General features: G+C 64.7%; 20 protein-coding genes and 1 riboswitch. Of the genes, 4 read left to right on the top strand and 16 right to left on the bottom strand.

Features of this window, described 5'->3' with window-relative positions:
• Positions 1-6: 6 nt before the first annotated feature.
• From ACVCNR_RS23345 to ACVCNR_RS23295, 11 genes are all read right to left on the bottom strand, one after another.
• Complete coding sequence (locus ACVCNR_RS23345) at positions 7-1,023, bottom strand: ABC transporter substrate-binding protein (protein WP_354196173.1); 1,017 nt, start codon at positions 1,021-1,023, stop codon at positions 7-9.
• 153 nt (positions 1,024-1,176) lie between these two features.
• Positions 1,177-1,380, bottom strand: a riboswitch (cobalamin riboswitch).
• A gap of 93 nt (positions 1,381-1,473) precedes the next feature.
• Positions 1,474-2,535 (bottom strand): ABC transporter ATP-binding protein, encoded by a 1,062-nt coding sequence (locus ACVCNR_RS23340; protein WP_354196172.1) that lies wholly within the window; start codon positions 2,533-2,535, stop codon positions 1,474-1,476.
• Positions 2,532-4,208 (bottom strand): ABC transporter permease, encoded by a 1,677-nt coding sequence (locus ACVCNR_RS23335; RefSeq protein ID WP_354196170.1) that lies wholly within the window; start codon positions 4,206-4,208, stop codon positions 2,532-2,534. The genes ACVCNR_RS23340 and ACVCNR_RS23335 overlap by 4 nt, the downstream gene beginning before the upstream one ends.
• Before the next feature lie 12 nt (positions 4,209-4,220).
• The gene (locus tag ACVCNR_RS23330) at positions 4,221-5,216 is read right to left on the bottom strand and encodes an ABC transporter substrate-binding protein (protein WP_354196168.1); all 996 of its coding nucleotides are present in this window, start codon (positions 5,214-5,216) and stop codon (positions 4,221-4,223) included.
• A gap of 194 nt (positions 5,217-5,410) precedes the next feature.
• On the bottom strand, positions 5,411-7,417 hold the full coding sequence (locus tag ACVCNR_RS23325) for a putative 2-aminoethylphosphonate ABC transporter permease subunit (protein ID WP_354196406.1): 2,007 nt from the start codon (positions 7,415-7,417) through the stop codon (positions 5,411-5,413).
• An 8-nt stretch (positions 7,418-7,425) separates the two neighbouring features.
• Positions 7,426-8,586 carry a putative 2-aminoethylphosphonate ABC transporter ATP-binding protein gene (locus ACVCNR_RS23320; protein WP_435521571.1) on the bottom strand — a complete coding sequence of 387 codons (1,161 nt, stop codon included), beginning with the start codon at positions 8,584-8,586 and terminating at the stop codon, positions 7,426-7,428.
• A 150-nt stretch (positions 8,587-8,736) separates the two neighbouring features.
• Positions 8,737-9,762, bottom strand: a complete 1,026-nt coding sequence (locus ACVCNR_RS23315) for a putative 2-aminoethylphosphonate ABC transporter substrate-binding protein (protein ID WP_447076721.1) — start codon at positions 9,760-9,762, stop codon at positions 8,737-8,739.
• 212 nt (positions 9,763-9,974) lie between these two features.
• Complete coding sequence (locus ACVCNR_RS23310) at positions 9,975-10,814, bottom strand: EamA family transporter (protein ID WP_447076720.1); 840 nt, start codon at positions 10,812-10,814, stop codon at positions 9,975-9,977.
• 156 nt (positions 10,815-10,970) lie between these two features.
• Complete coding sequence (locus ACVCNR_RS23305) at positions 10,971-13,424, bottom strand: GcvT family protein (RefSeq protein WP_447076719.1); 2,454 nt, start codon at positions 13,422-13,424, stop codon at positions 10,971-10,973.
• An 88-nt stretch (positions 13,425-13,512) separates the two neighbouring features.
• Positions 13,513-14,295 carry a DeoR/GlpR family DNA-binding transcription regulator gene (locus ACVCNR_RS23300; protein WP_354196158.1) on the bottom strand — a complete coding sequence of 261 codons (783 nt, stop codon included), beginning with the start codon at positions 14,293-14,295 and terminating at the stop codon, positions 13,513-13,515.
• Positions 14,296-14,396: 101 nt separating this feature from the next.
• Positions 14,397-15,272, bottom strand: a complete 876-nt coding sequence (locus tag ACVCNR_RS23295) for a LysR substrate-binding domain-containing protein (RefSeq protein ID WP_447076718.1) — start codon at positions 15,270-15,272, stop codon at positions 14,397-14,399.
• Between the two features lie 180 nt (positions 15,273-15,452).
• On the opposite strand from ACVCNR_RS23295, the gene ACVCNR_RS23290 reads away from it, so the two are divergent.
• From ACVCNR_RS23290 to phnY, 4 genes are all read left to right on the top strand, one after another.
• The gene (locus ACVCNR_RS23290; RefSeq protein WP_447076717.1) at positions 15,453-17,117 is read left to right on the top strand and encodes a Na/Pi cotransporter family protein; all 1,665 of its coding nucleotides are present in this window, start codon (positions 15,453-15,455) and stop codon (positions 17,115-17,117) included.
• 125 nt (positions 17,118-17,242) lie between these two features.
• On the top strand, positions 17,243-18,451 hold the full coding sequence (locus tag ACVCNR_RS23285; protein WP_447076716.1) for a 2-aminoethylphosphonate--pyruvate transaminase: 1,209 nt from the start codon (positions 17,243-17,245) through the stop codon (positions 18,449-18,451).
• Positions 18,452-18,484: 33 nt separating this feature from the next.
• Positions 18,485-19,744, top strand: coding sequence for a phosphonoacetate hydrolase (gene phnA / locus ACVCNR_RS23280; RefSeq protein ID WP_447076715.1), 1,260 nt, complete (start codon positions 18,485-18,487; stop codon positions 19,742-19,744).
• Between the two features lie 139 nt (positions 19,745-19,883).
• On the top strand, positions 19,884-21,341 hold the full coding sequence (gene phnY, locus ACVCNR_RS23275) for a phosphonoacetaldehyde dehydrogenase (RefSeq protein WP_447076714.1): 1,458 nt from the start codon (positions 19,884-19,886) through the stop codon (positions 21,339-21,341).
• Between the two features lie 90 nt (positions 21,342-21,431).
• Here phnY and ACVCNR_RS23270 read toward each other — a convergent pair whose 3' ends face one another.
• Genes ACVCNR_RS23270 through ACVCNR_RS23250 form a run of 5 tightly spaced genes read right to left on the bottom strand, consistent with a single transcriptional unit; the run spans position 21,432 to position 25,883 of the window.
• On the bottom strand, positions 21,432-22,235 hold the full coding sequence (locus tag ACVCNR_RS23270; protein ID WP_447076713.1) for an aldolase/citrate lyase family protein: 804 nt from the start codon (positions 22,233-22,235) through the stop codon (positions 21,432-21,434).
• Positions 22,219-23,049 carry a 2-oxo-hept-4-ene-1,7-dioate hydratase gene (hpaH, locus tag ACVCNR_RS23265; RefSeq protein WP_447076712.1) on the bottom strand — a complete coding sequence of 277 codons (831 nt, stop codon included), beginning with the start codon at positions 23,047-23,049 and terminating at the stop codon, positions 22,219-22,221. The genes ACVCNR_RS23270 and hpaH overlap by 17 nt, the downstream gene beginning before the upstream one ends.
• Positions 23,043-23,909: a fumarylacetoacetate hydrolase family protein gene (locus ACVCNR_RS23260; RefSeq protein ID WP_447076711.1), complete on the bottom strand. Its 867-nt coding sequence runs from the start codon at positions 23,907-23,909 to the stop codon at positions 23,043-23,045. Before ACVCNR_RS23260 ends, hpaH begins: the two co-directional genes overlap by 7 nt.
• Before the next feature lie 34 nt (positions 23,910-23,943).
• The gene (locus tag ACVCNR_RS23255) at positions 23,944-25,443 is read right to left on the bottom strand and encodes a tripartite tricarboxylate transporter permease (RefSeq protein WP_447076710.1); all 1,500 of its coding nucleotides are present in this window, start codon (positions 25,441-25,443) and stop codon (positions 23,944-23,946) included.
• Positions 25,443-25,883, bottom strand: coding sequence for a tripartite tricarboxylate transporter TctB family protein (locus tag ACVCNR_RS23250; protein ID WP_447076709.1), 441 nt, complete (start codon positions 25,881-25,883; stop codon positions 25,443-25,445). Before ACVCNR_RS23250 ends, ACVCNR_RS23255 begins: the two co-directional genes overlap by 1 nt.
• Positions 25,884-25,906 lie beyond the last annotated feature (23 nt).

Here is a 25,906-nt window from a genome sequence, read left to right as displayed (position 1 = left end):
CAATCGTCACTTGGCGATACCCAGATCCACCAGCGCGTCGGCCAGCACCTCGATGCCGGACACGGTGCGCATGGTGGCATCCATGGCATGCGCATCCATCACCACGATGCGGTTGTTCTTCACCGCCTCCATCTGGCTGGCGACCGGATCAGTCTTGAGGAACTCGAGCTTCTTTTCATGGTCGTCAGCGGGGAAGCGGCGGCGATCCATCCTGGCGATGATGATGATCGTCGGGTTGGCCTTGGCGATGGTTTCCCAACCCACGACCGGCCATTCCTCATCGGATTCCACGATGTTCCTGATGCCGAGCTTGTCCAGCATATAGGCCGGTCCGCCCTTGCGGCCGGCGACATAGGGATCGATGTTCATGTCGGCACTGGAGAACCAGAACACGGCCGAAACGTCCTTGAGATCGAGGGCTTTTGCACGCTCGACCGCGTCCGCTTCACGCTTCACGAGATCGGCGACGACTTCGTCGCCCTTGTCCTGCACGTCGAAGATTTCGGCAAGCTCGCGCACGCCCTGATGGATGGTTTCGGTCGAGAAGGCGGCGGTGCGAGTGCCGTCGACGCCGACCGAATTGTCCTTGGCCACGCAATCGGCAGGCATCACATAGGTGGGGATACCGACCTCGTGGAACTGCTCGCGGGTCGCCACAATGCCTTCCGGCCCGACATGCCAGATGAACTGGACAGCGACGAGATCGGGTTTTTTCGCCACGACGCTCTCGAAGCTAGGATCGTTGTCGGCCAGCCGCTCGATTTTGTCGTTGATCGACTTGTGCTCGGGCAGCACGTCGGTGAACCAGACGGAGGTGCCCGTCACCTTGTCGCCGAGGCCCAACGCATAGAGCGCCTCGGTGGCGGCCTGCCCGACGGTCACGGTGGTGGCCGGCGCCTTGTCGAAGGTGATCGTCTCGCCGCAATTCTCCAGCGTGAGCGGATATTTCGTGGGCTCGGCGGCCGCATGGGCCGTGAGCAGCGCAAGGCTAGCGGCAGCAAGTGCCAGATGCGGGAAGGTCATGACGCGAAGTTCTCCGATCGGTTTGCAGCGGGGAACGGAGGCTTCGGGCGGGGAACGCAATGAAACGCCACGCATCCGCAAGGATGCGGCAGACAGCCTGATCGGGCAGGGACGGCTTCATCGACAACCTCTCCCGGGCACCCCGCCCGGCATGTTCAGTTCCAGGTGTCGGCAGGTCTCCTGACTGACGGATCAACATCCCTCCCCACCTTCCCGGGCCGAAGCCCAGTGGCATTTTTTGGGGAGCGGACTCACCGCCTACAGTTGCGGGGGCAGTTTCGTTTCGCAGGTTCCTGAAGAAGCCTGCGGCGAATTCCCTCTTCGTTCCTTTCGGAAACCGACGCCCGTTCGTATCGCATCCTGGCGCAGCATTTCAAGCCGAGAAAAGCCATTCCCCCAGATGTCGCTTACGGCAGAGGCGACGCCTTGCCGAAACCGGCGGGCGCGGGCTCAGCGCAGTAGGTGGATAGAAGAAGGGGAGGGCGTAAGGAACACGGTATCGCCGGTTGCGAACAATCCTGCTTCCGCCGGGTTGGGGCTGTCGACCAGCCAATTGCCGAGACCTTCGATCTCGACCAGATATTCGGCGATGTTGCCGAGGAACATGACGCGGCGCACCGTGCCGCGGAAATCGCCCTTGTCCCCGGCAAGATGGATCGCTTCCGGCCGGACGACGGCGGTGACGGTCGTGCCGGCTTCGAGGTCGGGCATCTCGCGCACGCCGATGCGCACGCCGTTGATGTCGACCGCATCCCCCGACAGGATTTTCACCGGCACGAAATTCGCCTTGCCGATGAAGTCGGCGACGAAGCGGCTCGCCGGCCGGGCATAGATTTCGTGCGGCGTGCCGAGCTGCTCGACCACGCCGGCATTCATCACCACGATCTCGTCGGAGATGCTCATCGCCTCGACCTGATCATGGGTGACATAGATCGAGGTGATGCCGACGCGCTGCTGCAACTCGCGGATCTCGACCCGCATCTGCTCGCGCAGCTTGGCGTCCAGATTGGACAGCGGCTCGTCGAACAGCAGCACCTTCGGCTCCATGACGATGCAGCGGGCAAGCGCCACGCGCTGCTGCTGGCCGCCGGAAAGCTGGTTGGGCGAGCGCCGCGCATAGCCCGAAAGCCCCGTCTGTTCGAGCACGCGGTTCACCCGTTCCTCGATCTCGGCCTTGGGCAGCTTGCGCAGCCTGAGGCCGAAAGCAACGTTCTCGAACACGTCGAGATGCGGGAACACCGCGTAGGACTGGAACACCATCGCGGTGTCGCGGGTGTTCGGCGGCTCCTCGTTCATGCGCTTTTTGCCGAAGAAGATGTCGCCGGAGCTTGGCTCCTCGAAGCCGGCGATCATGCGCAGCAGGGTGGTCTTGCCGCAGCCGGAAGGGCCGAGCAGAGTGACCAGCTTGCCGGCACCAATCTCCAGGTTCACGTCCTTGACGGCGGCGACGGTGCCGCCATCGGGACTGGAAAAGAGCTTGTTGAGGCCGACGATGCGGATGCTGTCCGTCATTTGAATCTTACCATGGAGGTGTGGCGGCTCCAGCGACCGATGAGGTAGCTGATGATGCCGATGGCGATGAGCACGATGACGATCACCACCACGCTGAAGGCGGCCGCGACGCCGAGCCGGCCGGAGCCGACCTGGTTGAGGATCTGCACCGTCATCAGGTTCCAGTTGGCCGAGACCAGGAAGATTGCGGCGCTGATCGCCGTCATGGCGCGCACGAAGGCATAGACGAGACCGGAGAAGAATGCCGGCGCGATCAGCGGCAGCGTCACCTTGCGGAAAGTGGTCAGGCCGCTGGCGCCGAGGTTCTGCGCGGCTTCCTCGATGGCCGGATCGATCTGTCGCAGCACCGCGATACCGGACTGGATGCCGACCGGCATGTAGCGAAACACGAAGCACAGTACGAGGATGGTGAGCGTGCCGGTGAGGATCAGCGGCGGCGCGTTGAAGGCGAGGATGTAGCCGATGCCGACCACGGTTCCGGGCACGGCGAAGGACAGAATCGAGCCGAATTCCAGCGCCGTGCGTCCGGGGAAGCTGCGGCGCACGACGAGGAAGGCGATCAGCATGCCGAGCAGGCCGCTCACCGGCGTCGAGACGATGGCGACGACCAGCGTGTCCTTCACCGAGTTGAGCCCGACATCGAACACATAGAGGAAATGATCCAGTGTCGGCGTGTAGTTGAAGCCCCAGACCTTGGTGAAGGCGCCGACGAGGATGACGGCATAGAAGGCCGCCACCAGCAGCGCGAAGAATATGACGAGCCCGTAGAGAAGCCATTTGACCGGCTGGCTGACGATCTTGCTGGTCGAGGCGGTCGGCTTGCCGGTCACGGTGATGTACTGGCGCTTGGCCAGATAATAGCGCTGGATGGCGAAGGCGGTGAGCGACGGGATCAGCAACACGATCGCCAGCGTCGCACCGCGCGACAGGTTGAAGGAGCCGGTGATCTCCAGATAGGCCTGCGGCGCCAGCATCGGGAAGGCAGCCCCGGCGAGCACCAGCGGATTGCCGAAATCGGCCATGGATTCGATGAACACGATGAGGAAGGCGCTGGCGATACCGGGCAGGGAAAGCGGCAGGCTCACCTTCCAGAAGGTCTGCCAACGGGTGGCGCCGATGTTGAGCGCGGCGTCCTCCAGCGTCGGGCTGAGCGAAGCGAGCACGCCGCGCAGCGACAGATAGGCGATTGGCGCGAAGGTGAAGACCTGCGACAGCACCACGCCGTGAAAGCCGTAGATGGAAAAATCGTTGAGGCCGAGGAGCTGGCGCGTGATCAACCCGTTGAAGCCGAACAGGAACAGGATCGACACCGCGCTGACGAAGGGCGGCGAGACGATCGGCAGGATCGTCACGTAATGCAGCAGCGTCTTGCCCGGCACGTCGAGGCGCGTCAGCACGAAGGCGGCGAGATAGCCGATGGCCACGGAGATCACGCCGACCAGCGTGGCGACGCCCAGGCTGTTCATCAGGGCGTTGCGATAGAGCCTGCGCTGCGCGAGTTCCGCATAACCGTCCAGCGTCCACACACCGCCGATCTGGACGCTGGCGACCAGCACCTTGATCAGCGGGTAGACGACGAAGACGACGATCGACAGGGCGATCGCCGCCAGCAGCACGAGCAGGATCGGGTCTCGCGCGAGCTGCCGCAGTTCGGAACTCAGGCTGCGTGACAAGAGGCGCCCGCCTTACTGGCCGAGAACGTCCGCGGTCCAGCGGTCGACCAGCCGCTGCTTGTTCTCGGCAGCGAATTTCGGATCGACCGGGGTCAGCTTGATCTGGTCGAGCGCGGGGACACCGGTGCCGCCGCTGACATCGCTGCGGATCGGCAGGAAGTAGGTCTTGGTGGCGCTGAGCGCGCCCTGGCCGTCCGCCGAGGTGATCCAGTCGACCAGCTTCTTGGCGTCGTCCGGGTTCTGCGCACCCTTGAGGATCGACATCGACGCCACCTCATAGCCGACGCCCTCGGAGGGGAACACGACCTTTACCGGATAGCCCTCGTCGGCCAGCTTGAGGAAGCCGGGGGTGAACTGGATGGCGAGCGGCGTCTCGCCGACGCCGAGCGCGCCGCTCGGCGCGGTTCCGCTTTGCGTGTAGGTCTGGACGTTGGGGTTCAACGCCTTGAGGAATTCGAAGGCGCCGTCCTCGCCGCGCTCCTCGACCAGCGTCAGGATCAGCGAATAGGCAGTGCCGGAAGACTGCGGCGACGGCATCTGGATGAGGCCCTTGTAGGCCGGGTTCTTCAGGTCTTCCCACGAGGCCGGCACCGGAGCGCCGCGGCTTTCGAGGATATCGGTGCGCACCCCGATGGCCAGCGGGTTGGTGTAGATGGCGTGCCAGTAGCCTTCAACGTCCTTGAACTGGTCAGGCAGGGCATCCGCGTTCTGCGACACATAGGGCTCGGTGAGGCCGCGTTCCTTGGCGAGGATGTGGTTCTCGCTCGGCGCCCCGAACCAGACATCGGCCTGCGGGCGCGCCTTCTCGGCCTCGATGCGCGACATGGCCGGGCCGGAGGACAGGAACACCATCTGGACATCGACGCCCGTCGCCTTGGTGAAGGCGTCGAGGAGTTTCTTGGCGTTTTCCTCGTCCACGCTCGAATAGACGGTCAGCGCATGCGCAGAGCTGAAAGTGAGCAGCGATGCCAGCGCGGCGGCGGCAAAAGCCCGCAGCGAAATGGTCATGGGAGGCCTCCCTGGGAACGGAGCTGTCGATAGGCGTTTCAATAAGCTGGCAAACTATCGGCAGAAGGCGACTAAGGTCAACGTGGGGAGGCCAGTTATGTGTGGACCGAAGCCGCCGGCCGGCGCAACCTTCGCTTTCGACGCAGCGACCGCAGGCCAACCGGAAAGGCGTTTTCCCGGTTGGCGAATAATTCCTAGCGCACCCGCCAGGCCTGTGTGCGGCTGGTCAGCGCCCGCGACAGATACATGTGGACCAGCCGGGCGGCGATGTTGGTGTAGAAGATCATCATGCCCATGGCCGCGGCCGGGGCCACGTCGCCGGCATCGTCCATGTTGAGCACCGCCACCGAGGCCAGCGCCGTGCTGGTCGAGTAAAGGAACACCACCGCCGAGACCGTCGTCATGGCGTTGACGAACAGGTAAATGGAGATGTCGAGGATGGCGGGCAGGCAGATCGGCACCGTCACCCGGCCGAACAGCTTGTAGAAGGGCTGCTTGAGCGAGGCAGCGACCGGTTCGAATTCCTTGTCGATCTGCTTGAGCGCGGTGAGCGCCGTCAGATGGCCGACCGTATAGAAGTGGGTGATCGTGCAGAGCACCAGAATGGCCATGGTGCCATAGATCGGGTTCAGCGGATTGGCCGGATCGTTGAAGAAGAAGATGTAGGCCAGGCCCAGCACCATGCCCGGCACCGCCATGGGCAGCATGGCCAGGAACTGGAACAGGGCGCGGCCGGTGCGGAAACCCTCGATCTTCTCCACCACATAGGCGCCGATAAAGACGATCGCGGTGCCGATCACGGCCGTCAGCAGGCCGAGCTGGATCGAGTTGCGATAGGCGGTCCAGCCGCCGCCGTCCATGCGGTGGAAGGCGAAGTTGCGCAGGCTCGGCGTCATGTCGTAGGGCCAGAACTTGACCATGGCGGCGAGCTGGCAGATGGCGATGATGCCGAGGATGAAGACGGCCACCACGCTGCACCACATCAGGCACAGAAAGTCGAAGCGGGGGGAGGGCTTCGGCTCATAGGGCACCGAGCGCGCCGACAGCAGGGAGACCTGCTTCTTCTGCACCAGCCGGTCGACGATGAAGGCGGCAAGCGCGGGAATGAGCAGCACCACCGAGACCACGGCGCCCATCTCGAAATTCTGCTGGCCGATGACCTGTTTGTAGATATCGACCGCCAGCACGTTGTACTGGCCGCCAATCACCTTTGGCAGGCCGAAATCGGTGATGACCAGCGTGAACACCACGAAGGCGGCCGAGATCAGCCCGTAGCGGGCGCCGGGGATGGTCACCGTCCAGAAGGTGCGCCATTTCGAGGCACGCAGCGATTTCGCGGCTTCGTAGTGGCGCTGGTCGGAGATGGCCAGCGCCGTCGAGATGATGATGAGCGCATGGGGGAAGGTGAAGAACACCGAGCCGATGACGATACCGAGCGGGCCGTAGATCGAGGTCCCCATCAGCAGGTCCTTCAACAGGCCCTGATTGCCGAACAGGTAGATCAGCGCGATGCCGGGCAACAGCGACGGCACCAGGATGGGCACCAGCGCCACCAGCCGGAAGAAGCCCTTGAAGCGCATCTTGGATCGGTTGAGCGCATAGGCGAAGCCGAAGGCGGCGCCGACGGTGATGACGGTGCTGATGATGGCGATGGTGAACGAGTTCTGGATGGAGCGCACCAGCGAGGGGGTCGAGAAATAGTTCTTGTAGTTCTCGATGCCGACGGTGCGGTCCGGCCGCAGCATCACCCGGCGAAAACTGTTGGAATCGAGTTCCATCCATTCCGTGCCGCGATGCAATGTCTGGCCGACCAGCCATGACGCCTCGTCGCTGGTGCCGCGGATGCGGTAGTGGATCGGGCTGCGGAAATTGAAATCGGGGAAGAAGGAGGTGGCCGCCAGCCGCCCGTCGGACCGGCTGGCCAGCTTGTCGGCGGCAACGGCGCCGGTGCTTTCGTTGAGGGCGGCGGCCGTCTGCGGCGCGCTCCAGTTGCCGCTCTCGTCGCCCACCTGGAACTCGAAGCCGGCGAGGTTGAAGCCATAGGTCGAGAACGACTTCGACAGCATCACGTAAAGCGGTGCCGCCAGAGACACCAGCAGGTAGAGGGCGATGACGACCATCAGGCCGCGCTTGATGATCTCGTCGCGGTCGAGCGACAGCTTGACCGTGCGGCCGGCGGGGACAGAGCGTGCAGCAGCCATGGACATGGTCAACCTCGCGCGAATACGAGCAGGCGCTCGGACGGCAGCTCCACGGTCATCAACGTGTCTTCGGCAAGGCCGAGGCGGCGCACGGCATTGATCGAGAAATTGGCGATCAGGGTTTCCTCGCCGATCGAGGGGCCGTGCAGATGGGTGCGCCAGAACGAGCCGAGGAACTCCATCTTGGCGATGGTCAGCTCGATGACGTTGGCGGCCTCAGCCGGACGCTCCGGGCCGCTGCCGTGCGGAATGATTTCTTCGGGGCGGATGGCGGCCACCACCGGGGTGCCATCCGCCAGTTCATGCGGAGCGCAGCGGAGAAGGCGCCCGCCGAGGCGCACGCTGCCGCTGTCGACGACAGCCGCGAACTTGTTGGCCTCGCCGATGAAGTCGGCCACGAACAGCGTGCTGGGATGGCGGTAGATCTCGGCCGGCGTGCCGATCTGCTCGATCACGCCATGGTTCATCACCACGATGCGGTCGGCCATCGACAGCGCCTCTTCCTGGTCGTGGGTCACCATGATGGTGGTGACGCCCAGCTTGCGCTGCAATTCCTTGATCTCATGGCGCAGATGGATGCGCACCTTGGCGTCGAGCGCCGAAAGCGGCTCATCGAGCAGCAGCAGGCCGGGCGAGATCGCCATGGCGCGGGCAAGCGCGATGCGCTGCTGCTGGCCACCGGAAAGCTGGGCGGGGTATTTCTTCGCCTGGTCTGCGAGCCCCACCAGATGCAGCAGGTCCTTGACGCGAGCGTCGATATCGGCGCGGGGACGCCGGGTGTTTTCCAACCCGAAGGCGATGTTCTTCTCGATGGTCAGGTTGGGAAACAGGGCATAGGACTGGAACACGATGCCGTAGTCGCGCTTCGACGGAGGCAGCGCCGAAATATCCTTGCCGGCCTGGTGGATGGTGCCGCGGGTCTGCGGATCGAGACCGGCAACGGCGCGCAAAAGCGTGGTCTTGCCGCAGCCCGAGGGGCCGAGGAAGCAGATGAACTCGCCCTCGCGGATCTCCAGATTGATGTCCTTCAGCGCCTGGAAGCTGCCGAACACCTTCCACAGATTGGCGATTTCGAGATAGGACGGACCTGTGGCGGGGATGCCGGCTTCGACGGGCGTGTGCAGTTGGGTTGCTGTTGGCGCCCTGGCGGCGAGGTTCTCGTGTCGCATATCAGTCATCCGCTCGGCCTGCTGCGTTGAGGACGCCTGTCCGGCATCCGGCTACTCGGGACCATGGTGGGCGGCCGACGGCCGCGGTCATGCCCGCCACCTGGTCATGCTGAGCCATCGGGCCGGCGAAGGCCCGATGGCAGGCAGGGGTCAGTTCTTGGGCTCGGACTTGGAATCGTAGCGCTTGGCCCATTCCTCGATGATCGCCATGCGGTTGTTGGCGGCCCACTCCAGATCGTTGTCGATCATCTTGGAAGGGATATCGTCGGGCAGATGCGGCACGGGCTTGGCTATGCCCTTGTAGGCGACCACGGCGAAGCTGCCATTGTACATCTCGTTCGCCTCCTTGCTCACCGACCAGTCGACCAGAGTCTTGGCGGCTTCCAGGTTGGGTGTGCCGGCAATGATGGCGGTGGCCTCGGACTCCCAGCCGGAGCCTTCGGAGGGGAAGATGATGTCGATCGGGCCGCCGGCCTCCTTGGCGTTGGAGGCAGGAAAGTCGAACGACACGCCGATCACCGTTTCCCCGGCGCCGGCCATCTTGCACGGCTTGGAGCCCGAATGGGTATAGGCGGCGATGTTCTCGTGCAGGGCGTCCATGAAGGTCCAGGCATCGTCCTCGCCGAACATCTGGATCCAGCCCGAAACGTCGAGGAAACCGGTGCCGGAGGAAGCGGGATTGGGCATCACCACATGGCCCTTGTATTCGGGCTTGGTCAGGTCCTTCCAGCTCTTCGGCGGCGTCAGGCCGAGCTTTTCGCCCTCGACCGTATTGTAGCAAAGCGCCGCCACATAGGCGTCCATGCCGGTCCAACTGGGTGGCGAATCCTTGTCGACGAAGCGCGGGTCGAGGTTCTCCACGCCCTTGGGCTCATAGGGCTCCAGCATGCCTTCGGCCTTGAGCAGGAGCAGCGAGGTGGCGGCCACGCCCCAGACCACGTCGGCCACCGGATTGTTCTTTTCCGCCAGCAGCTTGGCGGTCATGACGCCGGTCGAATCGCGCACCCAGTTGATCTTGATCTCGGGATGCGCCTTCTGGAACGTGTCGGCGTAGCGCTGCAGGTCGACCGCCTCGACGGCGGTATAGACGGTCAGTTCGGTCTGCTGCGCCAGCACCGCCGACGACAGCAGCGAGGCGACGGAGGCCGCGACCAGAAAGGACTTCCTTTTGTGCATAGCGATGGCTCCCATTGTGGCTCTTTGTGAGCACGGCGTGATTGGGAGGGCGGCTGGATTGTCCGGCATTGCCTGTCCATCCGCACCCTCCAGGCTCGATAGTGGGAACGACCCTACAATAAGTAAAATCTATTATTTTTATGATGGCATCGATTGCGCCGATGCTAGGAAGTTCAGGCTCCAGATCAGAAAACCAGTGGTTGTACAAACGGTTAGCCGGCGAAAGCCAGGGCGCCGACGCCCAGCGCCACGATAGTGGCGGAGGCGATGCGCGGCCGCCAGGGCCGTTCGCCGAGCAGGATCAGCCCGATCAGGGCAGCCATGATGACCGAGGATTCGCGCACCGCCGAAACGGCGCCGAGCGGCGCAATGGTCTTGGTGTAGATGACAAGGCCGTAGGCCGAGACGGCGCCGACGCCGCCGAGAAGCCCAAGCACCAGCGTGCGCAGTTCGATCGGCACGGCCCGGCGGTGCCGGCGCAACAGGATGAACAGCGGCACCGGGAACTCCATCAGGAAAAGCCAGCCCATATAGCCGAACGGGCTGTCGGCCAGGCGCACACCGATGCCGTCGACGACCGAATAGGACGCGACCAGAACGCCATTGATGGCGGCCACCGCGATGGCGCCACGCGAGGCATGGGTGATGCCGCGCTGGAAGGCGAGCAGGCCGATGCCGAGCGTGATCGCCGTCAATCCCACCCAACCGGCCGGGCCGAGGGTTTCGCCGACGAACAGATAGGCGCCCAGCGTCACCAGCCCCGGCGCCAGCCCGCGCGAGATCGGATAGACCTGGCTGAGGTCGCCCAGCCGGTACGACTGGAACAGGAAGACGTAATAGCCGAAATGGATGACCGTCGACAGGAAGATGTAGAACCAGCTCGCCCGGTCCGGCGGCGTCGCGAACAGGATAAGGGCGAGCCCCAGCAGGGCATGCGAGGCGGATACCGCCGCCAGCACGAGCGCGCGGTCCGAAACCGCCTTCACGACGGCGTTCCAGCTCGCGTGCAGCAGCGCCGCCAGAAGCACGATGGAAAGAGCGAAGGACGACATGCCGGCTACCCCTCTTTGCCGGCGTTACACGCCGGCACGCATAGGGTTCCTGAAAAAATCATCACCGACATCCCCCACGTCATTTCGCCGGCCCTCCCGCAGGATGTCGGCGCTTCCGAAGCCTGATCCTGCCCGAAGGACCTCACACGGCCGTATTCAGCCATCCGCCTTCACGCGGTTCGACGCGGGATCGTAAACCGGGCGCAGATGCGGTGTCGCGGCATGGCGCTCGCTGGCAATGTCGATCTCGAAACGACCCTGTTCCAGCCAGGCTTTGTCGATGCCGGCCGCATCCTCCAGCAAGGCCAGCGCCACCGCCCGGCCGAGCGTGTGGCCATAGGCGGCGGAGCGCACCTCGCCCACCGGCCGGCCGTCACGCAGCACCAGTTCGCCGCCCCACAGCATCGAGCCGCCATCGTCGAGGGTGAACTGCACGATCCGTTTGGCAAGCGGCTTGCCCTTGGCACCGTCCAGCACCTCGCGACCGATGAAGCCGCCGGGCTTGTCCATGGCGACCGCAAAGCCCAGCCCCGCCTCAAAGGGCGTGATGTCCGGCGTCAACTCCCGGCTCCAGGCCCGGTATCCTTTCTCCAGCCGCAGCCCTTCCAGCGCGTAGTAACCGCAATCGACAAGGCCGAGGTCGCGGCCCGCCTCCTGCAACGCCTCATAGACCCCGACCGCGAATTCGCTGGGCACGATCAGCTCCCAGCCCAGTTCGCCGACATAGGTCATGCGGTTGGCATAGGCGGTCGCATAGCCGACGTCGATCTCGCGCACGGTGGCGAAGGGGAACCCGGCATTGGAGAGATCGGCCGAGGTGATGCGGCTCAATATGGCGCGCGCATTCGGTCCCATCAGGGCTAGCACCGCATAGGCGGAGGTGACATCCGTCAGCACCGCATTGGCGCCCTCGGGAATGTTGCGGTTGATCCAGTCGGCATCGTGGACCGCTTGCGCCGACCCGGTGACCATCAGGAACTTTTCCGGCCCCAGCCGCATCACGGTGAGATCGCTTTCATAGCCGCCGCGGCTGTTGAGCACGCCGGTATAGACCGAGCGCCCGACCTCGACGTCGATGTCGGCGGCGCAGATGCGGTTGAGCACGCGTGTGGCATCGCGGCCCTGCACCAGAAGCTTGGCGAAGGAGGTCTGGTCGTAGAGCCCGGCCGCCTCACGCGTCGCCTTCATCTCGCGGCCCACGGCCTCATGCCAGTTCTGGCGGCCGAAGGAATATTCGGTCTGCGGCTTCCGGCCTTCGCCCGCGAACCAGTTGACCCGCTCCCAGCCCATCTTGGAGCCGAAGCAGGCACCTTTTGCGGCCAACCGGTCATAGAGCGGCGAGCGGCGGAAGGGGCGGGCCGTGTCCAGCTCCCGGTTCGGCCATGGCATGGCATAGTGAAGGCCGAGCGTTTCCTTCACCCGGTCGTGCAGCCAGCGAGGATTGTTGTTGAAGGCGGCGAAGCGGCGGATATCGACCGGCCACAGGTCCAGCGTCGGGCTGCCGTTGACAATCCATTCGGCCAGCGCCCGTCCGGCGCCGCCGGCGCTGGCGATGCCCATGGAGTTGAAGCCGGCTCCGACGAAGAAGTTCTTCAATTCCGGCGCCTCGCCGACAATGAAGTTGTTGTCCGGCGTAAAGCTCTCGGGGCCGTTGTAGAACTTCTTGACCTCGCTGGTTTCCATCTGCGGCACGCGGATGAGCGCGTTCGTCATCAGGATCTCGAACTGGTCCCAGTCGTCGTCGAGCAGCGAGAACTCGAAATCGTCGGGTATGCCGTTCATGCCCCACGGCTTGGCGTGCGGCTCGAAGCCGCCCATCACCAGCCCGCCGACCTCTTCCTTGAAGTAGATGTAGCCGTCGGGATCGCGCATCACCGGCAGGTCGGGATGCACGCCCTCGATCCTGCCCGTGACGATATACATGTGCTCGGCCGAATGCAGCGGCACGCTCACCCCGCACATCTGGCCGACCTTGCGCGCCCACTGGCCGGCGCAGTTGACGACGATCTCGACCTTCACGTCGCCCTCGCTGGTGCGGACACCGGTGACGGTGCCGTCCTGCGTGGTGATGCCGGTGACGCGCACGCGCTCCACGATGCGGGCGCCGCGATTGCGCGCCCCCTTGGCCAGCGACTGCGTGAGATCGGTGGGGTTGGCCTTGCCGTCCGCCGGCAGCCAGACCGCCCCGACCAGATCGTCGATGGCCATCACCGGCCACAGCTTGCCGGCCTCCTGCGGGGTGATCACGTCGATCTCCACGCCCTGCGCGCGCGCCGACGCGGCCGTGCGTTTCAGCACCGTCATGCGGTCCTCGGTGCGGGCCACCGACAGCGAGCCGCACTGCTTCCAGCCCGTGGCGAGGCCGGTCTCGGCCTCCAGCTCGCCATAGAGCTGGGTGGAATAGCGGATCAGCCCGGTCATGTTGGCGTGGCTGCGAAGCTGCCCGACCAGCCCGGCGGCATGCCAGGTGGTCCCCCCGCTGAGCTGGCCCTGCTCCAGCAGCAGAACATCCGTCCAGCCCATCTTGGTCAGATGATAGGCGACGGAACAGCCGATGATGCCGCCGCCGATGATGACCACGCGGGCCTGAGTGGGAAACTGCTGTGCCATGATGACCTCCCGGAACGATGCGGGAAGCCTAAAAGCGCAAAATCAAAAAATCAACAAGTTTTGCAACAAAATGCAACATTCCCGTCTCTCACCCGGCGACAATCACCTTCATGCCTTTCTTCTTGAGCCCATGGCCCGATGGCACCGGCGGCGGGGCGTCGACGATGATGCCGGAGGCACGCTCGAAATTGCGGATGCGCATCGGCGTCAGCCGTCCGAATTTCGATGAGTCGAGCAGGAAATAGGTCTTGGCCGCATGGGTCACCATCTGGGCCCGCTGCTCCGCACCCGAACGGGTGAAGTCGGTTATCGTGCCGTCGGGCGTGAGGCCGCCGGCTCCCAGGAACGCGATGTCGATGCGGTAGCGGCCGATCGCTTCCAGCGCATCGATGCCGGACGCGGCCTCCTCGATCGGGTCGATCTCGCCGCCGAGGATATGGACCCGCATCGACGGCTGGCGACACAGCAGCAGGGCGATGACCAGGCTGGTGGTGCAGATGGTGAGGTTCTGTTTGCCGATCAGCGCATTGGCCACTTCCAGCGCGCTGGTGCCGGAATCGAGGAAGACAACCATGCCGTCCTCGACCAGCGCCGCAGCCGCCCGCCCGATCGCCGCCTTGCCGGCAGCGTTCTCCTGGCTGCGCAGCGGCAGCGCCGCCTCGGTCGCGGCGAAGGAGCGCGCGCCGCCATGCACCAGATCGAGCTGACCGCGCTCGGCCAGAAGCTTCATATCGCGGCGTATGGTCTCGCGCGACACGTCGAAGAACGCCGCCAATTCAGCGATGCCGACCGAGCCGTCGGCCGCCAGGCGCTTGAGGATTTCATCATGACGGCGCGGAGCGAGCGCCCGGGAACTGTTCTGCGATGCCATGGCGCGACTGTGGCGGGCTTGCGCCGATCAGGCAAGGCTTTGTTGCAAAAAGTGGCATTGGACGGTTCCGCAAAAAACCTGTGCCGGTTCCTTAGAGAACCCTATTTTCCAGTCTGCGAATGCTGGGCGGCAATATCGAGGAAGGCGCGCAACAGCTTGCCGCCGCCGCGCTCCTTGAGGCAGATCAGCGCCTCCTCCATCAGCATTTCGGGTGCGTCGATGGGAATTTGGACCAGCCGCCCGTCCTGCCCGAACTCCGCCGCCGAGACGAAACCGACACCGGCCCCCGAAGCGACGATCTCATGCACGGCCTCGCGGCCTTCCGCCTCGATCGCCGGCTTCAGTTCGAAGCCTTGGCTGGCGGCCAGGTCCTCCAGCTTGGCGCGGGTCTTGGAACCATGCTCGCGCATCACCAGCGGCTGCACCGAAAGTTCCTGCAAAGACAGCGACGGCGCCGAGGCCAGCGGATGGTCGGTCGACACGAAGGCCACGATGGGGGTGGAGTTGAGCCGCACCACCTCGAAATCGCGGCTGGTCGGAATCTCGCCCAGCACGCCGATATCGGCCTCATAGGCATAGAGGCTGGAGATCACCGTCTCGGTGTTGCCGGAGCGGACTTGCACCTGGATGCCCGGATATTTGTGGCGGAAGCGGCCCAATATGTGCAGCAGGTGATGGGCGGCGTCGGCGACGACGCGCAGGGTGCCGGAGCGCAGCGCCCGCGATTCCGACAGAAGCTCCAGCGCCTGCTGCTCGGTGTCGAATAGGCGCTGGGTGATCTCCAGCAACCGGTAGCCGGCTTCGGTCGGCGTCACCTGCTTCTTGTGCCGGTTGAACAGCAATATGTCATATTCCTGCTCGAGCTTGCGCACCTGATCGGAGATGGCCGGCTGGGTCAGGAACAGCTCCTCGGCCGCGCGGGAGAAGCCGCCGCACACGGCGACATAGTGGAATGCGCGAAGCTGCACGTAGCGCATGGTCTTCCTCCATCAGCAAGGCCAGTCATGATCGATAGATTCCATTAATGTCAATATAGAAACTAACGATTTGATTTATAGAACAGCCGGTGTGCATAGGAGAAAGCGGGAAACTGCGCGCGTCGCGGCATGCCGGAGCCTGCCCGATGAAACCGCCGCAACGCCCATACGGAGGCCGCGATGCACCTGATGTCGATCCTGATCCAGTTGGCCGGCGCCATCATGCTCCTGCTGTGGGCGGTTCGCCTGGTGCGCACCGGCATCGAGCGGGCGCATGGGGCGCTGCTGCGCGATGCGCTGCGCGGCGCCAGCCGCGGTCGCGTGCGCGCCGCCTTGGCCGGGATCGTGCTGGCCATCCTGCTGCAAAGCTCGACGGCCGTCGCCATGCTGGCGGCCAGCTTCGCCGCCACGGGCACACTTGGCGTGGCCGGCGGCATCGCCGTCATGCTGGGGGCCGATGTCGGCTCGGCCCTGGTGGTACAGGCGCTGTCCTTCGACCTCGGCTGGCTGGTGCCGCTGCTCCTGTTCGCCGGCGCCACCATGTTCCTCAAGTTCGAATCGCGCACCATCAAGCAGACTGGCCGCTCGGCGCTCGGCATCGCCTTCATCCTGATCTCGCTGCGCATGGTGGGCGAGGCGACCGCGCCGATGCGCAACAGCGATGTCATGCCCGTCATCATCGCCTATCTGGAGGATGACGCGATCACCGCCTTCCTGCTGGCGGGGCTGTTCACCTGGCTCATCCATTCCAGCGTGGCCTCGGTGCTGCTGCTGATGTCGATGGCCGCACAGGGCGTGCTGCCGGCCGAGGTGGCCCTGCCAATGGTGCTGGGCATCAATCTCGGCGCCGGCCTGGTCGCGGCCGGGCTGACGAGGGGTCAGGCGGTCGAGGCGCGCCGCATTCCGGCCGGCAACCTCCTGTTCCGCGCCGCAGCCGCCGCCGGCCTGCTCATCGCCTCGCGGCTGGTCGAGATCCCGCCCGGCTGGTTCGGCACGGGCGTTGGCCGGCAGGTGGTCAACATGCATCTGGCCTTCAACCTGGTGCTGCTGGTGGCGTGCCTGCCGCTGACGGCCGCGATGGAAGCGGCAACCCGCAAACTGGTGCGCGACAAGCCTGCCGAGGCCGCCGACGATCCCATCACCCAGCGCATCAGCGCGCTCGACCGTTCGGCGATCAAGGTGCCGAACGTGGCGCTCACCAGTGCTACACGCGAATTGCTGCGCATGGCCGAAACCGTAGACATCATGCTGCGGCCGGTGATGGACCTGTTCGACAGCGGCGACGAAAAGCGCATCGCCCGTATCCGCGCCCTCGATCAGGAGGTGAACCGCGCCCATACCGAGATCAAGCTCTACATCGCCGAGGTCAACCGGGGCAGCATGAGCCAGGAGGAAGCGCGGCGCGGCGTGGAACTCACCGGCTTCGCCATCAATCTCGAATATGCCGGCGACATCATCGCCAAGAACCTGCTCACGCTGGCCGAGGGGAAGGCCCGCAAGCAGCTCAATTTTTCACGCGAGGGGCTGAAGGAACTGACGGAACTGCACGAGCGGGTGCTGGCCAACAGCCAGATCGCGATGAACGTGCTGGTTTCGGGCGATCTGGAAACCGCGCGCCATCTGGCCGCCGAAAAGGAACATGTGCGCCGGCTGGAACGGGAAAGCCATGAGCGGCACCTGAAGCGCCTGCAGACCGGCACCACGGAAAGCCTCGAAACCAGCGACATCCATCTGGAGGCGCTGCGGGCGCTGAAGGAGATCAACTCGCTTCTGGTATCGTTGGCCTATCCCCTGCTGACCCAGAGCGGCGAGTTGCTGGAAAGCCGGCTGCTGCGCACCGCATGATCGCCCGGTGCGCGACAATGCATCGACATAACTTATCGATGGATACAAATTAGCGATTTTACATATGGACGGGCCGCTGCCATGGTCAATCCCGGAAATAGCCAGTTGACGGCGAGGAGACAAAAATGCTGTCCGATCAGAACCTTGCATCCGCAGAAGCAGCCCCGCTGCCGGCTCCCGCGCTGGGCGAGCCCTATCTGCTGACGCCCGGTCCGCTGACCACCTCGCGCGAGGTCAAGGAGGCGATGCTGCGCGACTGGGGCTCCTGGGACGGCGACTTCCGCGGCATGACCTCCGAGCTGCGCCGCCGGCTTCTGGCGCTTACCGGCGACACCAAAGACGAATTCGACTGCGTGCCGATCCAGGGCAGCGGCAGCTTCGCGGTAGAGGCGATGCTGGGCTCCTTCGTGCCCCGCGACGGCAAGGTGCTGGTGCTGGCCAACGGCGCCTATGGCCTCAGGGCCGCGCAGACGCTGGTCTATCTCGGCCGCGCCCACACCGTCATCGACAAGGGCGACTACCTGCCGCCGCGCGGCGACGAGGTAGCGGCGGCCCTCGATGCCGATCCCGCCATCACCCATGTCATCGCCATCCATTGCGAGACCAGTTCCGGCATCCTCAACCCGGTGGCCGAGATCGCCGAGGTCGTCCATGCCAGGGGCCGCAAGCTGCTGGTCGATTCCATGAGCGCCTTCGGCGCCGTGCCGCTCGACGTCAGCGAGATCCGCTACGCGGCGATGGTATCGTCGGCCAACAAATGCATCGAGGGCGTACCGGGCTTCGGCTTCGTCATCGCCCGCAAGGACGAGCTGGAGGCAGCCAAGGGCCGCAGCCATTCGATCAGCCTCGACGTCCATGCCCAATGGGCGCACATGAACAAGACCGGCCAGTGGCGCTTCACCCCGCCGACCCATGTCGTCGCCGCCTTCATCGAGGCGCTGCGCCAGCATGCCGCCGAGGGCGGCGTGGCGGGCCGCGGCGCGCGCTACACGAAAAACCGCGACGTCATGGTCGCCGGCATGCGCGAACTCGGCTTCGAAACCCTGCTCAAGGACCGCTGGCTGTCGCCGATCATCGTCACCTTCTTCAATCCCGCGCATCCGAATTTCGACTTCGAGCGCTTCTACGACCTGATGAAGGACAAGGGCTTCATCATCTATCCCGGCAAGCTGACCGTGGTGGACTCGTTCCGCGTCGGCTGCATCGGACGCATGGACGAGCATGTCATGCGGCGCGTGGTCGAGGCCGCCGGACAATCGCTCAAGGAAATGGGCGTCGACACGGCCGCGCCGCCCGAAGCAGCGCTCACCGAGCGCGCCAAGCTCGCGGCCTGAGCCGCCTCCAGCCACAGACAAGGAACGACACCGATGAACCAGCACACTCCTGTTTCTGTTGCCGCGAATGGCCGGACTTATGCGTGGCCGCGTGTGCCTGCGATTGCGATCTGCCTTGACGGCTGCGAGCCGGCCTATCTGGACGCGGCGATTGCGGCGGGGCTGATGCCGGCGCTTGAGAAGATCAAGGCCAGGGGCACGGTGCGCACCGCCCATTCGGTGATCCCCTCCTTCACCAACCCCAACAACCTGTCGATCGCCACCGGGCGGCCGCCGGCCGTGCACGGCATCTGCGGCAACTATCTCTACAACCCGCAGACGGGCGAGGAGGTGATGATGAACGATCCGAAGTTCCTGCGCGCCCCGACCGTCTTCCAGGCCTTCTACGACGCCGGTGCCAGGGTGGCGGTGGTGACGGCCAAGGACAAGCTGCGCGCCCTGCTGGGCCACGGGCTGAAGTTCGACGACGGCCGCGCCGTGTGCTTCTCCTCGGAGAAGTCGGACACCACGACAAAGGCCGAGCACGGCATCGACAATGCCTCCAAATGGCTGGGACGCCCGGTGCCGGAGGTCTATTCGGCCGAGCTGTCGGAGTTCGTCTTCGCCGCCGGCGTCAAGCTGCTCAAGGAATTCCGGCCGGATGTCATGTACCTGACCACCACCGACTATGTGCAGCACAAATATGCGCCGGGCGTGAAGCAGGCCAACGACTTCTACGAGATGTTCGACAAATACCTGGCCGAGCTCGATGCGCTGGGCGCGGCCATCGTGGTCACCGCCGACCACGGCATGAAGCCCAAGCACCATGCCGACGGCTCGCCCAACGTGGTCTATGTGCAGGACCTGCTCGACGAATGGCTGGGCAAGGACGCGGCCCGCGTCATCCTGCCGATCACCGATCCCTATGTGGTGCATCACGGGGCGCTCGGCTCCTTCGCCACCGCCTACCTGCCGCAAGGGGCAGACCGCGCGGCAGTGATGGACAGGCTGCGCCAGGTCGAGGGCATCACGCTGGTGCTCGGCCGCGAGGAGGGCTGCGCCCGCTTCGAATTGCCGGGGGACCGCATCGGCGACATCGTCATGGTGTCGGGCGAGAACAAGACCATCGGCACCAGCGCGCACCGCCATGATCTTGCCGCGCTCAACGAGCCGCTGCGCTCGCATGGCGGGCTGACCGAGCAGGAAGTGCCCTTCATCACCAACCGCGTGCTGCCCGACCAGCCGGGCGCGCCGGCGCTGCGCAACTTCGACGCCTTCTACTATGCGGTGCTGGCGGCAGCGCAGGTGGGATGACACTTTCATCCTCCCCCTTCATGGGGAGGATCGCCAACCGGGCCGGCGGGGCGGAAGGGCCCTGCCTGGCCTTCCAACCCCACCCCGGCGCCGATGCGCCGTCCCTCCCCATCAAGCGGGAAGGGTGAAGGAGCCAGATATGAACAAGCCCGAGACTTCCCTCAAGCTCCGCCACGAGCCGATGCGCATCGCCGGCGAGAAGGTCGATGCCGACGGCGTCGTCGAGGTGCGCTATCCGTGGAACGACACCGTCATCGGCACGGTGCCGGCCGGCGGCGCCGAGCATGCGCGGCGCGCCTTCGACATCGCCGCCGGCTATACGTCGAAGCTCACCCGCTACGAGCGCCAGCAGATCCTGTTTCGCACGGCCGAGGCGCTGGCCGCGCGCAAGGAGGAGATCTCCGACCTGGTGACGCTGGAGCTCGGCATCTCCAAGGCCGACTCGCTCTATGAGGTCGGCCGCGCCTATGACGTGTTCACGCTGGCCGGCCAGATGTGCATCCGCGACGATGGCGAGATCTTCTCGTGCGACCTCACCCCGCATGGCAAGCAGCGCAAGATCTTCACCCTGCGCGAGCCGCTCAACGCCATCTCGGCCATCACCCCCTTCAACCATCCCCTCAACATGGTCTCGCACAAGGTGGCACCGGCCATCGCCACCAACAATTGCGTGGTGGTCAAGCCGACCGAGCTGACCCCGATGACGGCGCTGGTGCTGGCCGACATCCTCTACGAGGCCGGCCTGCCGCCGCAGATGCTGTCGGTGGTCACCGGCTGGCCCGCCGACATCGGCGACGAGATGATCACCAATCCCAACATCGACCTGATCACCTTCACCGGCGGCGTGCCGGTGGGCAAGCTGATCGCCTCGAAGGCCGGCTACAGGCGCCAGGTGCTGGAGCTGGGCGGCAACGACCCGCTCATCATCCTCAACGACCTTTCCGACGGGGACCTCGCCAGGGCCGCCGATCTGGCGGTCGCCGGCGCCACCAGGAATTCGGGCCAGCGCTGCACCGCCGTCAAGCGCATCCTGGTCCAGGAGAAGGTGGCCGACCGCTTCGTGCCCCTGGTGCTGGAGCGGGCGAAGAAGATCCGCTTCGGCGACCCCATGGACCGGTCGACCGACCTCGGCACCGTGGTGCACGAACAGGCCGCCGCCCTGTTCGAGAAGCGCGTCCACATGGCGGCCGAACAGGGTGCGGAAGTGCTCTACGATCCCGGCCGCAAGGGGGCGCTGCTTCCCCCCATCGTGGTCGACCGCGTGCCGCACGCCTCCGAACTGGTCATGGAGGAGACGTTCGGGCCGATCATCCCGATCATCCGCGCCCCCGACAATGACGACGACCTGATCGCTTTGTCCAACTCCACCGCCTTCGGCCTGTCGTCGGGCGTGTGCACCAACGATTTCCGGCGCATGCAAAAATACATCGCCGGCCTCAGGGTCGGCACCGTTAACATCTGGGAAGTGCCCGGCTACCGCATCGAGATGAGCCCCTTCGGCGGCATCAAGGACTCAGGCAACGGCTACAAGGAAGGCGTCATCGAGGCCATGAAGTCCTTCACCAACGTCAAGACCTTCTCCCTTCCATGGGCTTGACCCGGACATGACCCGAATTGGCCGGCCAGAAGGCCGGCCGCTTTTTTTGGGGCCGCGGCCGATCAATCCGACCGGCTGTGTCGTGACCTTTCAAATCCGAATGCCACGCTTCAGGCCTTCGCTTTCCGGGCAGTCGAAGGCCTGGCGAAGCGCCACGGCGGACTGGCGCAGCAGGCCGACGTCGGACCCCACCGCAACGAAGGTGGCGCCGAGATCGATATAGCGCCGCGCCAGGCTTCGGTTGGAGGTCAATATGCCCGCAGGCTTGCCGACCTCCTGCAAGCGCGAAATGCCTGTCTCGATCACTTTTTGCACATCGGGATGTTCGGCGTTGCCTCGGTGACCCATGTCGGCCGCCAGATCGGCTGGACCGATGAACACGCCATCGACACCGTCGACGGCCGCGATACGCTTGAGCTCGGCCATGCCCGCCTGCGTCTCGACCTGCACGAGCAGGCAGGTCTCGGCATCCGCCGTCGCCAGATAATCAGAAATATCGTTGAAGGCCGAGGCCCGCGCCAATCCCGCGCCGACGCCACGCACACCGGCAGGCGCATATTTCATGGCGCGCGCAAGGCGTTGCGCCTGCTCCTCCGTCTCGACCATGGGGATCAGTATCGTTTGGCACCCGATGTCGAGCACCTGCTTGATCATCCAGTTCTCATCGGCAGGCAGGCGGATGACCGGCGTTGCGTTGCTGATCGCGACCGCCTGCAACTGGGCAAGCATCGAGCGCAGGTCGTTCGGCGCATGTTCGCCGTCGATCACCAGCCAGTCGAAACCCGTGCCGGCGAGCAGTTCGGCGCTGTAGGGATTAGCCAGCCCCAGCCAGAGGCCGATCTGGACGCGCCCCTCCGCGAGGCCCCGCCTGAACTTGTTAACGGGCGCCGGCATCGGCCTTCTCCTGAGCGAAACTGCAGCTTACGGTGCCGAAATCGCCGAAATCGGCGACGATATGCGACCCGGGCGGACATTCAATGGGACGGATGAAGGAGCCGGACAACACCACATGGCCGGGTTCGATGGCGCCGCCAAATATGGAGAGCCGTTGAGCAAGCCATGCCACGGCCAATGCGGGATGGTTGAGCACGCCGGCCCCCAGCCCTGTCTCCTCCACGCATCCGTCGCGCGACACGATGGCACCGATCCAGCGCAGGTCGATGCCGTTCGGCTTCACGGGTTCACTCCCGGTCACGATGCCCGCATTGGCGGCATTGTCGGCGATGGTGTCGCATATGGTCCGCCGCCGCCCGGTTTGCGGATCGGTCCGTACGATCCGCGTATCGAGGATTTCGAGCGCGGGAACCAGATAGTCGGTAGCTTCCATGACGGCCTCGGGCGTGATGTCCGCGCCGACCAGCCGATCCTTAATGACAAAGGCAATCTCCGCTTCCACACGAGGCTGGATGAAACGGCCTGCCGGAACCACGCTGCCGTCGGCGAAGGCCATGGAATCCAGCAGGACGCCGGAGTCCGGAATGTCGATATCGAGCGCCTGCTGCATGGCCCGCGAGGTCAGCCCGATCTTCCAGCCGATGATCCTGCGGCCTTCGGCAAGTTTGCGTGCGACCCACGCCGACTGGACGGCATAGGCATTGTCCATCGTCATGCCGGGATGGGCGAGGCTGAGCAGGCCGGTCTGGACCCGTGTACGCTCGGCCCGATCCAGCGCCTCGACCGCCGCCGCGATGTCACGCCCGCTCAGCACGTCGAAACCCCTTCTTCGACCACCTGGTTCTCCAGCGTGCCAATGCCTGGAACACTGACGCGGACCACATCGCCGGAAGTGAGGAAGCGTGGCGGGTCGAAGCGTGCGCCGGAGCCGGTGGGCGTACCGGTGACGATGAGATCGCCCGGCAGCAACGCGGTAAAGGTCGAGATATAGCTTATGAGCCGTGAAAACGGGAACATCATGCGCCCTGCGCTGTCCTGCTGGCGCAACTCGCCATTGACGAATGTGCTCAGTTCCAGCTCTCCCAGTGCGCCAGCCCGTTGCAGCGGAACGACCCACGGACCGATGCTGCCGGAAGCCTCGAAATTCTTGCCCTGCGTCACGTTGAACTTGCCGTGACGCATCCAGTCGCGGACGCTCCCCTCGTTGCACAGGGTCAGGCCGAACACATGGTCGAGCGCGGCGGCCTCGGGAATGCGCCGGCCGGCCTTGCCGATGACCAGGACAATCTCGCCCTCATAGTCGAATTGCGCGGATTCGGGCGGCAGGTGCAAAGCCTGTCCGTGCCCGACAAACGAGCCTCGGGTACGCAGAAACAGGCTGGGGTATTTGGGAAGGTCCGACCCGTCCTTGTATTCCGCATTGCGGTCCGGATAGTTGACGCCAACGCAGATGATCTTGTCTGCATCGAGAACCGGGACCCGGTACTCGATGTCGTCGTAAGCAAAATCGGCTGGAAGGGAAGTGGCGCCGGCCTCCGCTTCGCCCGCTCCGCCCCGTGCGATCATATCGCGCAGCGAGGCGAATCCCGTACGGCCGGAAAGATCTATGACCCCATGGTCGCAGGCAATGCCGAAACGGTCCCGGCCATCGGCCCGGAAGCTGAGATAGTTCATGCTGATAGTCCTTATGCGTGAGTTGGGGCAGGCCCTACTGGACCTCAAGATCCAGTTTCTTGTGGCCGCGACGGATGGCGGGCAGCACCATCAGGGCCAGCAACAGGACCGTCACCGCCAGAAAGGCGGCGCTGATCGGGCTGGTAACGAAGGTGCTGGGGTCGCCATGAGAGATGAGCAATGCGCGACGCACGCTTTCCTCCAGCATCGGCCCCAGCACGAGGCCGAGGATGAACGGCGCGGGGGGACAGTCGAGCTTGTGCGCGAAGTAGCCGAACAATCCGAACCCCGCACCCAGCCACACATCGAAGGAGGAGTTCGACAGCGAATAGATGCCGAAACAGGCCAGCGAGAGAATGACCGGATAGAGCCAGGAATAGGGCACCTTCAAAAGCCATACCCAGATACGGATCAGCGGCAGATTGAGCACCACCAGCAGGACGTTGCCGATCCACATGCTGGCCACCAGGCCCCAGAACAACGCCGGCCGCTCCGTGATGACGTTCGGTCCCGGCGTGATGCCCTGCAGCATCAGGGCACCCAGCATCAAGGCCATGGTCGCACTGCCGGGCACGCCGAGCGTCAGGGTGGGAATGAAGGAAACCTGCGCTGCCGCGTTGTTGGCGGATTCCGGCCCGGCGACGCCCTCGATGGCGCCTTTGCCGAAGCGGGAGGGGTCCTTGGCGACACGCTGTTCCAGCATATAGGAGGCGAAGGAACTGATGGTCGTGCCGATACCGGGCAACAGGCCGAAGAACATGCCCACGCCCGTGCCGCGTACGATCGGCATGGCCGAGTCCTTCAGCTCCTGCCGGCTGGGCAAGAGACTGGTGACCTCGGAGGTCTTGCGCACCTCGGACGTGCTCGACCACAGCTGGGATACGATCTCGGAGAAGGCGAACATGCCCACCGCGACAACAACGAAATCGATGCCGTCCATCAGCGAGGTCATTCCGAAGGTGTAGCGCATGACGCCGGAGTTCAAGTCCATTCCGACCATGCCGATCAATATGCCGAGCAAGGCCATCAGCAGCCCCTTGAGCAGCGCCCCCTGCACGAGGACGGCCGTCGCCACCAGGGCCATGATAATCAGGGCGGTATATTCGGCCGCCCCGAAACGCAGCGCAAAATTGCCGAGCAAAGGGGCGAACAGGGCGATGGCCAGTGTGCCGATGCAGCCGGCGACGAACGACCCCAGGGCGGCGATGGCGAGCGCGGCGCCCGCCCTTCCCTGCCTCGCCATCTGGTAACCGTCGAGACAAGTGACCACCGACGACGATTCACCGGGCAGGTTGACGAGGATGGCGGTGGTCGAGCCGCCATAGGAGGCACCATAGTAGATGCCTGCAAGCATGATGAGGGCCGCCTCGGGCGTGAGGCCGAAAGTCAGCGGCAGCAGCACTGCTATGGTGACCAGCGGGCCGACCCCCGGCAGAACGCCGATCAGGGTGCCGAGCGTAACCCCAACCAGGCAATAGAAGAGGTTGTCGAGCGAGAAAGCGACCTGAAAACCGAGCAGGATTCCGTCCAGCATCAGAACCTCCACAGCGGGATCGGCATGTTAAGGCCGATACGGAAGATGAGGATCGGCACCAGAATGCCGATCACGAGCTGGACCGGCAGGGCGCGCAGGCTGCGGCGCGGATCGGCATACCAGCCGACTGCGGTGAGGAAGCACACAGCGGGAATGAGACCGCCATGCTGGATAAGGATGGCGAACCCTGCGACCGCGGCAATGATGATTGCAAGAGGTCGCCAGGCGATATCTGTGAGCAGGGCACCGTTACCGGCCCGCAGTTCCCGGATTGTGAGCGCGATGCCCAACACAACGATAAGGCCGGAAACGAGGGTCGGGAAATAGCCGGGGCCCATGTTCAATGTCGAGCCAAACGGATAGCCGAGGGCGATGGCCAAGGCACCCAGCCCTATAGTGGAAAACACCAGGCCTGCCACCATGTCGCGTTTGAGTTTCATTGCTTCCTCCCGCAGCCCCTTGC

The sequence above is a fragment of the Aquamicrobium terrae genome, assembly GCF_052978165.1.
This window is presented reverse-complemented; position numbering and strand designations above follow the sequence as displayed.

What these genes read in the sequence shown, in the direction of transcription:
- ACVCNR_RS23345 (WP_354196173.1), bottom strand. Translation starts at nt 1,023, where the DNA reads ATGACCTTCCCGCATCTGGCACTTGCTGCCGCTAGCCTTGCGCTGCTC.
- ACVCNR_RS23340 (WP_354196172.1), bottom strand. Translation starts at nt 2,535, where the DNA reads ATGACGGACAGCATCCGCATCGTCGGCCTCAACAAGCTCTTTTCCAGT.
- ACVCNR_RS23330 (WP_354196168.1), bottom strand. Translation starts at nt 5,216, where the DNA reads ATGACCATTTCGCTGCGGGCTTTTGCCGCCGCCGCGCTGGCATCGCTG.
- ACVCNR_RS23325 (WP_354196406.1), bottom strand. Translation starts at nt 7,417, where the DNA reads ATGGCTGCTGCACGCTCTGTCCCCGCCGGCCGCACGGTCAAGCTGTCG.
- ACVCNR_RS23320 (WP_435521571.1), bottom strand. Translation starts at nt 8,586, where the DNA reads ATGCGACACGAGAACCTCGCCGCCAGGGCGCCAACAGCAACCCAACTG.
- ACVCNR_RS23315 (WP_447076721.1), bottom strand. Translation starts at nt 9,762, where the DNA reads ATGCACAAAAGGAAGTCCTTTCTGGTCGCGGCCTCCGTCGCCTCGCTG.
- ACVCNR_RS23310 (WP_447076720.1), bottom strand. Translation starts at nt 10,814, where the DNA reads ATGTCGTCCTTCGCTCTTTCCATCGTGCTTCTGGCGGCGCTGCTGCAC.
- ACVCNR_RS23305 (WP_447076719.1), bottom strand. Translation starts at nt 13,424, where the DNA reads ATGGCACAGCAGTTTCCCACTCAGGCCCGCGTGGTCATCATCGGCGGC.
- ACVCNR_RS23300 (WP_354196158.1), bottom strand. Translation starts at nt 14,295, where the DNA reads ATGGCATCGCAGAACAGTTCCCGGGCGCTCGCTCCGCGCCGTCATGAT.
- ACVCNR_RS23295 (WP_447076718.1), bottom strand. Translation starts at nt 15,272, where the DNA reads ATGCGCTACGTGCAGCTTCGCGCATTCCACTATGTCGCCGTGTGCGGC.
- ACVCNR_RS23290 (WP_447076717.1), top strand. Translation starts at nt 15,453, where the DNA reads ATGCACCTGATGTCGATCCTGATCCAGTTGGCCGGCGCCATCATGCTC.
- ACVCNR_RS23285 (WP_447076716.1), top strand. Translation starts at nt 17,243, where the DNA reads ATGCTGTCCGATCAGAACCTTGCATCCGCAGAAGCAGCCCCGCTGCCG.
- phnA (WP_447076715.1), top strand. Translation starts at nt 18,485, where the DNA reads ATGAACCAGCACACTCCTGTTTCTGTTGCCGCGAATGGCCGGACTTAT.
- phnY (WP_447076714.1), top strand. Translation starts at nt 19,884, where the DNA reads ATGAACAAGCCCGAGACTTCCCTCAAGCTCCGCCACGAGCCGATGCGC.
- ACVCNR_RS23270 (WP_447076713.1), bottom strand. Translation starts at nt 22,235, where the DNA reads ATGCCGGCGCCCGTTAACAAGTTCAGGCGGGGCCTCGCGGAGGGGCGC.
- ACVCNR_RS23260 (WP_447076711.1), bottom strand. Translation starts at nt 23,909, where the DNA reads ATGAACTATCTCAGCTTCCGGGCCGATGGCCGGGACCGTTTCGGCATT.
- ACVCNR_RS23255 (WP_447076710.1), bottom strand. Translation starts at nt 25,443, where the DNA reads ATGCTGGACGGAATCCTGCTCGGTTTTCAGGTCGCTTTCTCGCTCGAC.
- ACVCNR_RS23250 (WP_447076709.1), bottom strand. Translation starts at nt 25,883, where the DNA reads ATGAAACTCAAACGCGACATGGTGGCAGGCCTGGTGTTTTCCACTATA.